We start from the raw sequence: 13324 nt of genomic DNA, 5'->3' as shown, positions 1-13324 counted from the left end.
TTAAATATGTAAAATGCCTTTTATATATAAAATCGGACTTCTCCCCACATGTACTTGTGGAGGGAATAATGAAACTGAATGAATTCAACAATGCTTTTCAAACTGAACAGCAATGTCTTGCATATATAGCAAATTTGAAAGAAAACAAATGTATTAGGTGTTTTAATTTTAATTTGAATACTTCTGATTTAAAAAGAATGAGATGTTTAAAATGTAATAAAACATTTAGCATTCTCACAGGCACCATATTTTCAAGGTCACAAACATCTTTAACATCTTGGTTTTATCTTATCTTTAGATGAATAAACACCAAACATGGAATTCCATCAACAGATATTGCAAAAGAATTGGGAGTGACTTTGAAAACTGCTTGAAGAATGACTCATAAAATCAGAACACGTATTGCAAAACAAAAACCTCAATTTATTGTTGAAGGTACAGTGCAAATTGATGAAATGTATCTTTCACATATGGGTTTTAAAAAACAAGGAAGATCCTTGGTGAATAAAACCTTGATTGTTGGCATTTATCAAAAAACAACCAATAATTTAATTGTGAAAGTATTGAAAAACGCAAAGAGTAAAAATCTTTTGCAGTTTGCAAAAAACCACATTTCTTCAAAATGTCTTGTATATACTGATTCTTGAAAAGGATATTGCGATTTTAAATCAGTTTTCACTAAGCATGAAACAGTTAACCATCAAGATGGCTATGTTTCAAAAATTGGTGTAAATACCAACCAAATTGAATCAGTTTGAAAACATATAAGAAGAACATTTAAAACACATATCAAAGTTGCAAAACATCATGTTCATTTATATGATAAAGAAGCTGCATATAAATTCAACAAGATACCTAGTTTTGAAACTGTAATTCTATGTTTGATTTAAAAATGTGGGGAGAAGTCCGGAGATAGGCTTTTCTCAGCATTTATGTGATAAAATTAAAATAGTACATAAAGGGAGAAAAGCCTATAAAATTATTAATAAGCAAAGTACGAAAAATTTATAGATTACATTTTATAAATAAAATAACGGACTTCTCCCCACATGTACTTGTGGAGGGAATAATGAAACTGAATGAATTCAACAATGCTTTTCAAACTGAACAGCAATGTCTTGCATATATAGCAAATTTGAAAGAAAACAAATGTATTAGGTGTTTTAGTTTTAATTTGAATACTTCTGATTTAAAAAGAATGAGATGTTTAAAATGTAATCAAACATTTAGCATTCTCACAGGCACCATATTTTCAAGGTCACAAACATCTTTAACATCTTGGTTTTATCTTATCTTTAGATGAATAAACACCAAACATGGAATTCCATCAACATATATTGCAAAAGAATTGGGAGTGACTTTGAAAACTGCTTGAAGAATGACTCATAAAATCAGAACACGTATTGCAAAACAAAAACCTCAATTTATTGTTGAAGGTACAGTGCAAATTGATGAAATGTATCTTTCACATATGGGTTTTAAAAAACAAGGAAGATCCTTGGTGAATAAAACCTTGATTGTTGGCATTTATCAAAAAACAACCAATAATTTAATTGTGAAAGTATTGAAAAACGCAAAGAGTAAAAATCTTTTGCAGTTTGCAAAAAACCACATTTCTTCAAAATGTCTTGTATATACTGATTCTTGAAAAGGATATTGCGATTTTAAATCAGTTTTCACTAAGCATGAAACAGTTAACCATCAAGATGGCTATGTTTCAAAAATTGGTGTAAATACCAACCAAATTGAATCAGTTTGAAAACATATAAGAAGAACATTTAAAACACATATCAAAGTTGCAAAACATCATGTTCATTTATATGCTAAAGAAGCTGCATATAAATTCAACAAGATACCTAGTTTTGAAACTGTAATTCTATGTTTGATTTAAAAATGTGGGGAGAAGTCCGTAGATAGGCTTTTCTCAGCATTTATGTGATAAAATTAAAATAGTACATAAAGGGAGAAAAGCCTAAAATAATATAAAATAATATTAGAAGGATATGGGCAAAAAGCTAGGGTTGATTTTTATGAACGCAAAAGAATTAATTGCAAGATTATCAGATAAAACTAAATTTAACATTCAAGATATTGAAATAGTTTTTAATTGTGTAATTGAAGAAATTAAAAATATTAACCAACTAGGTAAAGTAATTACTATTTCTAATTTTGGTACTTTTAAAATCAAAAAAGTAAAACCTTGTTTACGACGAAATAGTAAAAATAATGGACAACACGTAGTTAGCAAATACAAATATATTAAATTTATACCTTATAAAAAATACAAAAAATATATTCGTTGTAAACCAAAACCAACAATACTAAATAACATCTACTATTAAAATGTATGACCTAAAATGTGAGGAAAACTAATGAAACAAAGTATTATTAATAGAATAAAATTAAGACAAAAAGTTAATATAAATTCAATTGAAATGTTTAAAGCATGCTTGCAATATAATTCTCAATCTCAACCGAAAGTTAAAATTGAATTAGCAAAATGGCGAATGTATTTTGAATATTGAGAATACCTAGAAAAACATGAAAATATAATTCCTTTTTCAATTAAAACATCAATTGACAATTTAACATTATACGGTAATCTTTTAAAAAGTACCCTTAAAAATGAAAATAATAATAAAACAATAATTTTATTACACGGAATAACTAATACAAGATTTTGAATATTTAAACAGGCTTTCATTTTTTTACGTGCTGGCTATAATGTTATTTGATATGATGCTCGTAACCATGGTGAAAGTGATGCATCACCAACAACTTTTGGTTTAAAAGAATCACAAGATTTACAAGACATTATTGAATACTGTTGTAAAACATATAAGCAAGAAACTACTGCTTTAGGATTATATGGTTTTTCATTAGGTGGCGCAACAGTAGTAATGTGAAGCGATTTATATGCAAAACATAAAATTAATCAAAAAGTAAAATTCATTATTTCTGATTGTACATTTAGTCGCTTAGATCGTACGTATAGTGAAAAACTATACAATTATGCTTTCTTACCTACTAATTTAATGCTGAAATTAAGTCGGAAAAAAGCACAAAAAACATTTGGTGTCGATGGTTTACAAGAAATACAACCAATTAAATATTTAAAATTAATACCTGATATGCCAATGTTATTTCTTCATGGTCAAAATGATCACTTTATTAACTACACTAATGCTAACGAATTATTTCAAGAAAAAATTCGATATGAAATACCAAAAAAAAGTTCATTATACACTATCCTTGATGCTAACCACGGTCAAAGTTTTTTAATTGGTGATTTAGACCACACAGTTGTTAATGAATATAATTTAGTAACTGATAAAGGTATTAGTGACACTACTTTAGAATTTGTTCAAAAATGAATCAATACTTAAGATAAACACTATTAATTGATATTTTTATTAAATATATATTATAATTAATGAGAGTGGAGCGATGATAAAAATGAAAATTAAAGTTATTATTATTGGTGCTGGCGCGACTGGGATGGGAGTTGCGAGTAAATTATTACGTAGTTAAAAAAATAGTGATAAAAATTTTGATATCCATGTTTATCAAGAAAAAAACTATATTTCACTTGGTGCTTGTGGTATTCCTTATTATATTGCTAATTAATTTAAAGATAAAAAACTTTTAAATGATCGTACAAAAAAAGATTTTTCAGAAAAAACTAATAATAAAAATAAAATTAAAATTCATTTAAATCAAAATGTTATTAAAGTCGATACAGCAAAACAATAAATTCATGTCAAAAAAACAACAGACGATAAAACTAAAGCAAAAGTTGTATCTTATCATGCCTTAGTTATTGCAACAGGAGCCAAACCAAAAATTCCGCCACCTTTTAGTCATGGTATTTTGCCACATAATGTTTATAATGTTTTTACTAAAGAAGATGCCATAAATCTAAAAAAAGCAATGAAAAATGCTAAAAAAATAGTTATTATTGGCGGTGGATTCATTAGCATGGAAATGGCAGAAGCATGCTTAAAACAAAAAAAAGATGTCACAATCGTTGAAATGAAAGATCGATTAATGGCAGACGCTGTTGATAAAGAATTTAGCCAATTAATTTATGATGAAATAACCAAAAAAAATATTAATCATAAAACTAAATCAAAAAACGATGCCACTATTTTACTAAACTATCAAGTTTAAGAACTAATGATGACTCATAATAATGTTAATGATTTGCGTTTAAGAAGTGTAAGTGATAAAAAAAATGGAAAAACAATACCTTGTGACTTAGTAATACTAGCAGTTGGTTTTGAACCAAATACGAATTTTTTACAAAATAGCAACATTGAATTAAATAAAAATAAAGCAATTATTATTAACGAATTCTGTCAAATTCCTTCTAAAGAAAATGTTACAAAAAAGTTTTCAAATATGTATAGTGGTGGTGATTGTGCACAAATATATAGTCAATTTGATAAATCATCAATATATGTTCCCTTGGCAAGTAATGCTAATAAAATGGCACGTATTATTGCTGATAATATTAAAAACCCAGAACATAAATATCCAGGAACTTTATGATCAAGTATTTTACGTGTTGGTAATTTAGAAATAACAAAAACTGGTAGTTTTGATACGATTGATAAAAATAAAATTGGTAGTGTTTATATTAAAGATTATGATCTACCAAGATACTTAAAACAATCTCGTCCTTTATACTTGAAACTATTTTATGATAAAACAAATTTCCAATTACTGGCAGCACAAATGGCAGGCTATAATCATGCCACATTAAGAATTAATGCTCTTGCTACTGCCATTTGAAATAAAATGGACATCCGTGATTTACAAAATTTAGATTTAGTTTATTCACCTCCTTTTGCTCGTACTAGTGATATTATTCATATAGCAAGCAGAAAAGTAACATCGTCATAACCTATAAAAAATAAAAAGAATGAGGTAGCAACTATGACAACTCTTAGTAATGACAATATTAACTTATTAAGAGACTTTTTTGGTATTTCACACTGACAAATTCTAATCGGGATAATTGTCTTTTTTAGTATTATCCTAGCACTTTCTATTTTTATTAAAAAAAATAAAACTAAATTTCCAATTCGTATTTTTACTGGAATGGGATTAGGACTAATTTTTGGTATTATTATCCAAGTTATTACTGGTTTTAATAATCATAACATTACTTATCCTAACTTACCTGGAACACCAATAAAACCTAATCCTGACTATATACCCTGAGTTGCAGAAATTGTACACTGAATTGAATTATTAAAAACTATTTTTATTATTGGTATTACTATGTTAACTATTCCATTAGTATTTTTAGCTATTGCTAGAATTACTAGTAAAAAAAATAGTAACTCAAAAACAATAACTAAAGTTTCAGGAGTTGGTATTACTATTTTATTAATAAATGTGGATATTGCTTTTACTATTGCCTTTGGACTAGGAATTGCTTTTAAAATTGGCCAAGGTTTTAATTTAACTGATGGTGGTAGTTACGATAAAACTACTGCCAAAACAATTCCCGAAATTATCATTAGTTACGTTCCTAGCAGCTTAATTGGTGTTTTTACTCAAACATTAATTATTCCAATCATTGTCCTTGGTGCTTTAATTGGATTTGCAATTAAAAAACTAACTAAGCATAATGAAGAACGAATGGACAAAGCAAGAAACACTTTAGAAACAATGTGAAAAATTATTATTTCAATATTAATGATGTTTATTAAAACTATGCCATTTGCTGTTATGATTATGCTAGCAACAGCAATTATTAATCAACCAATTGGTGCACTTGCTAATATTGGCATTATTATTGGAGTCGCTTATTTAGCACTAATTATTACTTTCTTATGACATTTATTATCATTATATTTATTTGGTATTAATCCTTATCGTTGATTATTAAAAGCACAGAAACCAATTATTGCTGGTTTTACAACTCAGTCTTCTAATGCCGCTTTACCAATTGCTATGAATACCTTAAAAGAATATTTAAAAGTGAAAGAAGAGGGTAGTGATACAGTAATGCCACTTTCAACAACAATAGGTTTAAGTGGCTGTGCTGGAGTGCAAGCTGGCATTATTTTATCTTTCTTATGATTTAGTGTTATCCTTCCTGGTAATTTCCCCAACTGAACAATTGCTATTTTATTTATTAATGGCTTAATTGTAACATTAGTTGCTTCATTAGGAATTGCGGGAGTACCAGGAACTGCTGCTGTTGTAACAGCTGGTGTTTTAGGTGGTCTTGGTTTTGGTAGCTATTATGCTGCTGTTTATGGTATTATTGGTGCTTTAGATGGTTTATTTGATATGGGCAGAACTGCAGTTAATATTTCTGGTGGTTTACAAGCTACTGTTATTGCTTCTCGCAATCAAGAATTAATTGAAGATGAAAAACTTTTATTAAAAAAATACCCTTTTATGGGTTTACACATTTTAACAAAGAAAGTTGGAGCCAAATTGTTAATTAGATCTGAAAAAAATGATAAGATTCAAGCATTAAAAAAAGATACTAAAGTTAAAATTGAAGCATTAAAAAAAGTAAAAAATAGTGAGAATGATATTAAATTTTTAAAAGAGCAGTTAAAAAAAGATATTAAAACAATTAAAAGTGGTAAAGATATCTAATTTCCAATTATTATCTAAATAAATTTTTAGTAATCTATTTCATAAAGATATCACAAAACTAAATATATAGTAGAAATTAAGTGAGGAAAATAACTAATTTTTTGATATGGACTAATAAAAATTAATTGATGCGCTAATACATTTCTACCTTCAATAATACCTTTTATTAAAGGACTCTTACCAAATCTTAATGTATAATCATTATACTTTGATTAAAATCATTTTTTTCTTTATACATACTTCTAATTGACTTAGTAAGATATTCATTTTTTTGAATTTTCTTTAAACTATCTGTAACATTTGCAATTGCCTGCTGTTTATCTGATGTTACTGGTTTAGTTTTCTCTGCAAAATAATTTTGCATATAAATATCTGAAATATTTGTTTGTTTAGTTATATCAATAATTATTGAACTTTGATAACTTTTATCATTAAAACTACTAATTATTTTTACACTTTATTTTAGAAATTTTTTGTCATTCTTATTTATTGCCGTGAATAATATTATATAATGGTATTTAAGTTTTATTTTATATAATTTATATGAAGGTAAATGAATTTAAAGGAGAAAAATAAAATGAAAAATTTATTAAAATTAATAATAATTTTAGCAATATCAACACCAATACCATTAACTGTAGTTGCTTGCGATACACCAGACTCAAAAAAAAGATACAAAAATTGATATTTCAACAAAAATTCCTAATAATATAAATTTAGATACATTAAAATTTAAAAAAAATATAAAATCTGAATTTTTAAATAAATTACAAGCAAAATTAGTAGCAATATCAGGTTTAAAAACTATTACAAGTGATGACTATGATGTTTATATAAAAATTTTTGAAAAATATTTGGCTTTTCTCCCTTTATGTACTATTTTAATTTTATCACATAAATGCTGAGAAAAGCCTATCTACGGACTTCTCCCCACATTTTTAAATCAAACATAGAATTACAGTTTCAAAACTAGGTATCTTGTTGAATTTATATGCAGCTTCTTTAGCATATAAATGAACATGATGTTTTGCAACTTTGATATGTGTTTTAAATGTTCTTCTTATATGTTTTCAAACTGATTCAATTTGGTTGGTATTTACACCAATTTTTGAAACATAGCCATCTTGATGGTTAACTGTTTCATGCTTAGTGAAAACTGATTTAAAATCGCAATATCCTTTTCAAGAATCAGTATATACAAGACATTTTGAAGAAATGTGGTTTTTTGCAAACTGCAAAAGATTTTTACTATTTGCGTTTTTCAATACTTTCACAATTAAATTATTGGTTGTTTTTTGATAAATGCCAACAATCAAGGTTTTATTCACCAAGGATCTTCCTTGTTTTTTAAAACCCATATGTGAAAGATACATTTCATCAATTTGCACTGTACCTTCAACAATAAATTGAGGTTTTTGTTTTGCAATACGTGTTCTGATTTTATGAGTCATTCTTCAAGCAGTTTTCAAAGTCACTCCCAATTCTTTTGCAATATCTGTTGATGGAATTCCATGTTTGGTGTTTATTCATCTAAAGATAAGATAAAACCAAGATGTTAAAGATGTTTGTGACCTTGAAAATATGGTGCCTGTGAGAATGCTAAATTTTTGATTACATTTTAAACATCTCATTCTTTTTAAATCAGAAGTATTCAAATTAAAACTAAAACACCTAATACATTTGTTTTCTTTCAAATTTGCTATATATGCAAGACATTGCTGTTCAGTTTGAAAAGCATTGTTGAATTCATTCAGTTTCATTATTCCCTCCACAAGTACATGTGGGGAGAAGTCCGAAATATTTTTACTTTAAAGATTTATACTTTATTGATATTTTTAAACCAAATGATTTTTTAACTTTAAATTTAAATATTAAAATTGTGGCTAAAAATGGAGCCAAATTTAAAGGAGAAAAAAATAATATTACAATTAGTTATTGCTTATTACAATGATGAAATGATTTAAACGAAATTACTAATATTGATAGTCCAAGTCAAATTGAGGCTATTTACCCAAATGCTGTTACAAAAGAAGAAATAGAAAATGCATTAGATTCAATCATCAATAATTCTGTACAAAAAATATGTTATGGCGATATTGTCATCAAAAACCTTGATTATGTATATGATATAATAGATGAAGATTGTATTAATAGAATTACTACTATTGATTTATCAACTACTAGTAAGATAGTCAAAGTTAAAATTACTGCTCAATGAAATTCAATTGATTTTGTTGGAATGACTAATTTAATATCTGTCACTTTACCAAAAGCTATTAAAATTATTAACTAATGTAAATTTTAAATCAAACATGAAAGAAGTCTATTGAAAATACACAAAATTTAATAACATATAGTTGCTATCCAATATATAATTTTAACCCATTACTTTTATGCCAAAGTAAATGGGTTAATTGTTTAAAAAGGGTAATTAAAATAGAAACAATTCAACAACATATTTAGTTTAATTTCAAAAATAAAATTTCCATTCTATTAGAGTATTTTATAATTTAATTATAAAATAAAATCAAAATTTTTTTCAAAAACTATTATGCTGTTAATAAAAAATTACTTATTTTTTCAAAAAAAACATTCATATTTAATTTCTTAGGTTTAAAAGAACCATTATCATTAATTTTCATAAACATTTCTTTATACCACAAAGAAAGTTGTTCATAAAAATCTTTATTTATTTTATCTTTATTTTTAATTGTCATCATCATAATTTCATATCAATTTAAATTACATTTATATGGTTTAAAACCTTTTAAATCTCATTGTATACAACATTCAATAATTAAAAAATCAGGAGTTGCAACAAATTCAAAATCATTGTATTTAGTATAACATTTAAATAATGAATTAACATAATGATTTCGTTTTTTCATTTCTAATTCTCATTTACATAAAAGTAAATTAAAATAGTTGCGTTCCAAGTCTAAAAATGGTTGCATTGCCATATTTGTAATTTTTTTATTTAAACAATGATCATACATTAGTAGTTCTTTACGCAATGCAGTTAAATCATATCTGGTGTATAACTAAATAATTCATACGGAATAATTCTCATTATTAATTTTCCATTCTATATTATTTAACTTTTACTTTATTTTGTTCTTTTTTAATTAATTTATTAACTAAAAGTCTAATTCCTGGATGGGTTACACTTTATTGGACACTAATTACATAGACAAGTGAACAAAGAAAGGAACTATAATTATGGCCAATATTAACTCATATACCGATGAATTTAAAAAAAAATAGTAGCTTTATATCAAAGTGGCAAATCAGTATCTTGCCTTGCTAAAGAATATAATGTTACAAGAGCAGCTACTTACAATTGAATTAAGCAATTTACTAATTCAGGTAGTTTTAAAACTAAAGATAATCGTTCTGTTGAAGAAAATGAATTAATTAAATTAAGAAAAGAATTAAAAAAATTAAGAATGGAAAATGATATTTTAAAGCAAGCAGCACTAATAATAGGCAGAAAGTAGAGATTATTGCAAATAATAAATCTAAATATAAAATTCGCACAATGTGTCATTTTTTAAAACTCTCTAAATCAACATATTATTTTAATTTAAAGAAAAAAAATAAAATTCAAAATAATATTTATGAACAAGCTGTTATTAGTGCTTTTAAAAAAAATAAAGAAGTTTATGGTACTAGAAGATTAAAAGTCATTCTAGAAAACCAAGAAATTTATTTATCAAGACGAAAAATTAAAGAAATTATGAATAAACATAATTTAATATCAAAATACACTAAATTATCATTCAAAAATTATCATAATAAAGTCAATGATAGTCAAATAACCAATCTTGTTAATAGAAACTTTAATAATAGAGTTAAAAATGAAGTTATTGTTAGTGATTTAACTTATGTTCAAGTAAATGGTAAGTGAAACTATATTTGTTTATTAATTGACCTATTTAACCGCGAAATAATTGGACATAGTGTAGGTACTAAAAAAGATGCATCATTAGTATATCAAGCATTTATGCACTCAAATCGCTGTTTAAAAGATATTCAAATATTTCATAGTGATCGCGGTAATGAATTTAATAATAAAATTATTGATAAACTTTTACTAGCATTCAATATTAATCGCTCTTTAAGCAAAAAAGGTTGTCCTTATGATAACGCTGTTGCTGAAGCAACCTTTAAAACTTTCAAAACCGAATTTATTAATGATAAAAATTTTACATCATTAATCCAATTAAAATTAGAATTATTTGATTACATCAATTGATATAACAACATAAGAATTCACGGCACTTTAAACTACTTAACTCCAGTTAATTATCAAACGGACTTCTCCCCACATGTACTTGTGGAGGGAATAATGAAACTGAATGAATTCAACAATGCTTTTCAAACTGAACAGCAATGTCTTGCATATATAGCAAATTTGAAAGAAAACAAATGTATTAGGTGTTTTAGTTTTAATTTGAATACTTCTGATTTAAAAAGAATGAGATGTTTAAAATGTAATCAAACATTTAGCATTCTCACAGGCACCATATTTTCAAGGTCACAAACATCTTTAACATCTTGGTTTTATCTTATCTTTAGATGAATAAACACCAAACATGGAATTCCATCAACAGATATTGCAAAAGAATTGGGAGTGACTTTGAAAACTGCTTGAAGAATGACTCATAAAATCAGAACACGTATTGCAAAACAAAAACCTCAATTTATTGTTGAAGGTACAGTGCAAATTGATGAAATGTATCTTTCACATATGGGTTTTAAAAAACAAGGAAGATCCTTGGTGAATAAAACCTTGATTGTTGGCATTTATCAAAAAACAACCAATAATTTAATTGTGAAAGTATTGAAAAACGCAAAGAGTAAAAATCTTTTGCAGTTTGCAAAAAACCACATTTCTTCAAAATGTCTTGTATATACTGATTCTTGAAAAGGATATTGCGATTTTAAATCAGTTTTCACTAAGCATGAAACAGTTAACCATCAAGATGGCTATGTTTCAAAAATTGGTGTAAATACCAACCAAATTGAATCAGTTTGAAAACATATAAGAAGAACATTTAAAACACATATCAAAGTTGCAAAACATCATGTTCATTTATATGCTAAAGAAGCTGCATATAAATTCAACAAGATACCTAGTTTTGAAACTGTAATTCTATGTTTGATTTAAAAATGTGGGGAGAAGTCCGTAGATAGGCTTTTCTCAGCATTTATGTGATAAAATTAAAATAGTACATAAAGGGAGAAAAGCCTTATCAAAAACAAATGTCTACCAAAAAATAGTCCTAAAAAGGGTTGCCATTCCATCCTTTATACACTTTTAATAATCACATTGGTATTGTTGATAAAGCAATACAAAGTAATCAATCAACTGCCCGAAAACCAGCACCAATACCAAAAGCATTGCTAACAACAGGTGTAAAAATAATAAAAGTACGGACTTCTCCCCACATGTACTTGTGGAGGGAATAATGAAACTGAATTAATTCAACAATGCTTTTCAAACTGAACAGCAATGTCTTGCATATATAGCAAATTTGAAAGAAAACAAATGTATTAGGTGTTTTAATTTTAATTTGAATACTTCTGATTTAAAAAGAATGAGATGTTTAAAATGTAATCAAACATTTAGCATTCTCACAGGCACCATATTTTCAAGGTCACAAACATCTTTAACATCTTGGTTTTATCTTATCTTTAGATGAATAAACACCAAACATGGAATTCCATCAACAGATATTGCAAAAGAATTGGGAGTGACTTTGAAAACTGATTGAAGAATGACTCATAAAATCAGAACACGTATTGCAAAACAAAAACCTCAATTTATTGTTGAAGGTACAGTGCAAATTGATGAAATGTATCTTTCACATATGGGTTTTAAAAAACAAGGAAGATCCTTGGTGAATAAAACCTTGATTGTTGGCATTTATCAAAAAACAACCAATAATTTAATTGTGAAAGTATTGAAAAACGCAAAGAGTAAAAATCTTTTGCAGTTTGCAAAAAACCACATTTCTTCAAAATGTCTTGTATATACTGATTCTTGAAAAGGATATTGCGATTTTAAATCAGTTTTCACTAAGCATGAAACAGTTAACCATCAAGATGGCTATGTTTCAAAAATTGGTGTAAATACCAACCAAATTGAATCATTTTGAAAACATATAAGAAGAACATTTAAAACACATATCAAAGTTGCAAAACATCATGTTCATTTATATGCTAAAGAAGCTGCATATAAATTCAACAAGATACCTAGTTTTGAAACTGTAATTCTATGTTTGATTTAAAAATGTGGGGAGAAGTCCGTAGATAGGCTTTTCTCAGCATTTATGTGATAAAATTAAAATAGTACATAAAGGGAGAAAAGCCTAAAAGTATTAATAGCAAAAGCACTAATCGCCGCAACTCAAATATATTTATTTTTTCAAGTAATCTTATTAAAAATACTTGTATTAGCACCTGAAACAAAAGAAAATGCATAAAAAACAGGAGCATTAGTCATTATAACAAAAACAAAAACAAAACCTTCACTATTATTTTCACGTAAAATTTGAGGTAAAAAATGAAAAGCTAATAGTAATAAGGTACTTAATATTATACTAACAATACCAATAAATCCTCAACTACCAGTAAGAATTCTATCATTCCGTTTCGTTGGTTTTCTAAGCATTAAATCAAGGTTATTAGGTCCCAT

Annotated in this window: 15 protein-coding genes and 2 pseudogenes; 11 read left to right on the top strand and 6 right to left on the bottom strand. The window is 26.5% G+C overall.

Annotated elements, in window-relative coordinates:
- Window positions 1-123 (bottom strand): hypothetical protein, encoded by a 123-nt coding sequence (locus AACL02_RS00505; RefSeq protein WP_339042066.1) that lies wholly within the window; start codon window positions 121-123, stop codon window positions 1-3.
- Between AACL02_RS00505 and AACL02_RS00500 the strand changes: the two genes are divergently transcribed.
- The 6 genes and pseudogenes from AACL02_RS00500 (at window position 69) to AACL02_RS00475 (ending at window position 6624) form a co-directional block, all read left to right on the top strand.
- Window positions 69-890, top strand: coding sequence for an IS1595 family transposase (locus AACL02_RS00500; RefSeq protein WP_339042063.1), 822 nt, complete (start codon window positions 69-71; stop codon window positions 888-890). The genes AACL02_RS00505 and AACL02_RS00500 overlap by 55 nt on opposite strands.
- Before the next feature lie 185 nt (window positions 891-1075).
- Window positions 1076-1891 (top strand): IS1595 family transposase, encoded by an 816-nt coding sequence (locus AACL02_RS00495; protein WP_339043450.1) that lies wholly within the window; start codon window positions 1076-1078, stop codon window positions 1889-1891.
- A gap of 112 nt (window positions 1892-2003) precedes the next feature.
- The gene (locus AACL02_RS00490) at window positions 2004-2342 is read left to right on the top strand and encodes an HU family DNA-binding protein (RefSeq protein ID WP_339042061.1); all 339 of its coding nucleotides are present in this window, start codon (window positions 2004-2006) and stop codon (window positions 2340-2342) included.
- A 30-nt stretch (window positions 2343-2372) separates the two neighbouring features.
- Window positions 2373-3386, top strand: a complete 1014-nt coding sequence (locus AACL02_RS00485; RefSeq protein WP_339042059.1) for an alpha/beta hydrolase — start codon at window positions 2373-2375, stop codon at window positions 3384-3386.
- A 367-nt stretch (window positions 3387-3753) separates the two neighbouring features.
- Window positions 3754-4905, top strand: a pseudogene (locus AACL02_RS00480) (FAD-dependent oxidoreductase).
- 33 nt (window positions 4906-4938) lie between these two features.
- The gene (locus AACL02_RS00475; protein WP_339042057.1) at window positions 4939-6624 is read left to right on the top strand and encodes a dicarboxylate/amino acid:cation symporter; all 1686 of its coding nucleotides are present in this window, start codon (window positions 4939-4941) and stop codon (window positions 6622-6624) included.
- 187 nt (window positions 6625-6811) lie between these two features.
- On the opposite strand, the gene AACL02_RS00470 is transcribed toward AACL02_RS00475, so the two are convergent.
- Window positions 6812-6988: a hypothetical protein gene (locus AACL02_RS00470; protein ID WP_338975618.1), complete on the bottom strand. Its 177-nt coding sequence runs from the start codon at window positions 6986-6988 to the stop codon at window positions 6812-6814.
- A gap of 213 nt (window positions 6989-7201) precedes the next feature.
- On the opposite strand from AACL02_RS00470, the gene AACL02_RS00465 reads away from it, so the two are divergent.
- Window positions 7202-7330 carry a hypothetical protein gene (locus AACL02_RS00465; protein ID WP_339042055.1) on the top strand — a complete coding sequence of 43 codons (129 nt, stop codon included), beginning with the start codon at window positions 7202-7204 and terminating at the stop codon, window positions 7328-7330.
- A 232-nt stretch (window positions 7331-7562) separates the two neighbouring features.
- Here the strand turns inward: AACL02_RS00465 and AACL02_RS00460 are convergent, their stop codons facing one another.
- Window positions 7563-8384 (bottom strand): IS1595 family transposase, encoded by an 822-nt coding sequence (locus AACL02_RS00460; protein ID WP_339042053.1) that lies wholly within the window; start codon window positions 8382-8384, stop codon window positions 7563-7565.
- Between AACL02_RS00460 and AACL02_RS00455 the strand changes: the two genes are divergently transcribed.
- Window positions 8330-8917 carry a hypothetical protein gene (locus AACL02_RS00455; protein ID WP_339042051.1) on the top strand — a complete coding sequence of 196 codons (588 nt, stop codon included), beginning with the start codon at window positions 8330-8332 and terminating at the stop codon, window positions 8915-8917. The genes AACL02_RS00460 and AACL02_RS00455 overlap by 55 nt on opposite strands.
- 256 nt (window positions 8918-9173) lie before the next feature.
- Here AACL02_RS00455 and AACL02_RS00450 read toward each other — a convergent pair whose 3' ends face one another.
- The gene (locus AACL02_RS00450) at window positions 9174-9578 is read right to left on the bottom strand and encodes a hypothetical protein (RefSeq protein ID WP_339042049.1); all 405 of its coding nucleotides are present in this window, start codon (window positions 9576-9578) and stop codon (window positions 9174-9176) included.
- 306 nt (window positions 9579-9884) lie between these two features.
- Here AACL02_RS00450 and AACL02_RS00445 point away from each other — a divergent pair.
- Both AACL02_RS00445 and AACL02_RS00440 read left to right on the top strand, forming a co-directional pair.
- Window positions 9885-10936 (top strand): annotated as a pseudogene (locus AACL02_RS00445) (IS3 family transposase); the annotation flags it as partial.
- A 36-nt stretch (window positions 10937-10972) separates the two neighbouring features.
- Complete coding sequence (locus AACL02_RS00440; protein ID WP_281748407.1) at window positions 10973-11794, top strand: IS1595 family transposase; 822 nt, start codon at window positions 10973-10975, stop codon at window positions 11792-11794.
- Window positions 11795-11909: 115 nt separating this feature from the next.
- Here the strand turns inward: AACL02_RS00440 and AACL02_RS00435 are convergent, their stop codons facing one another.
- Window positions 11910-12077, bottom strand: a complete 168-nt coding sequence (locus AACL02_RS00435) for a hypothetical protein (protein ID WP_339042047.1) — start codon at window positions 12075-12077, stop codon at window positions 11910-11912.
- An 84-nt stretch (window positions 12078-12161) separates the two neighbouring features.
- Between AACL02_RS00435 and AACL02_RS00430 the strand changes: the two genes are divergently transcribed.
- A complete protein-coding gene (locus tag AACL02_RS00430; RefSeq protein WP_339042045.1) occupies window positions 12162-12917 on the top strand; it encodes an IS1595 family transposase in 756 nt (251 codons plus the stop codon).
- A 53-nt stretch (window positions 12918-12970) separates the two neighbouring features.
- Here the strand turns inward: AACL02_RS00430 and AACL02_RS00425 are convergent, their stop codons facing one another.
- Window positions 12971-13324 (bottom strand): cation transporting ATPase C-terminal domain-containing protein, encoded by a 354-nt coding sequence (locus AACL02_RS00425; RefSeq protein WP_339042043.1) that lies wholly within the window; start codon window positions 13322-13324, stop codon window positions 12971-12973.

Source organism: Spiroplasma endosymbiont of Apeira syringaria, from assembly GCF_964020205.1.
GTDB lineage: Bacteria > Bacillota_I > Bacilli_A > Mycoplasmatales > VBWQ01 > Spiroplasma_E > Spiroplasma_E ixodetis_A.
This window is presented reverse-complemented; position numbering and strand designations above follow the sequence as displayed.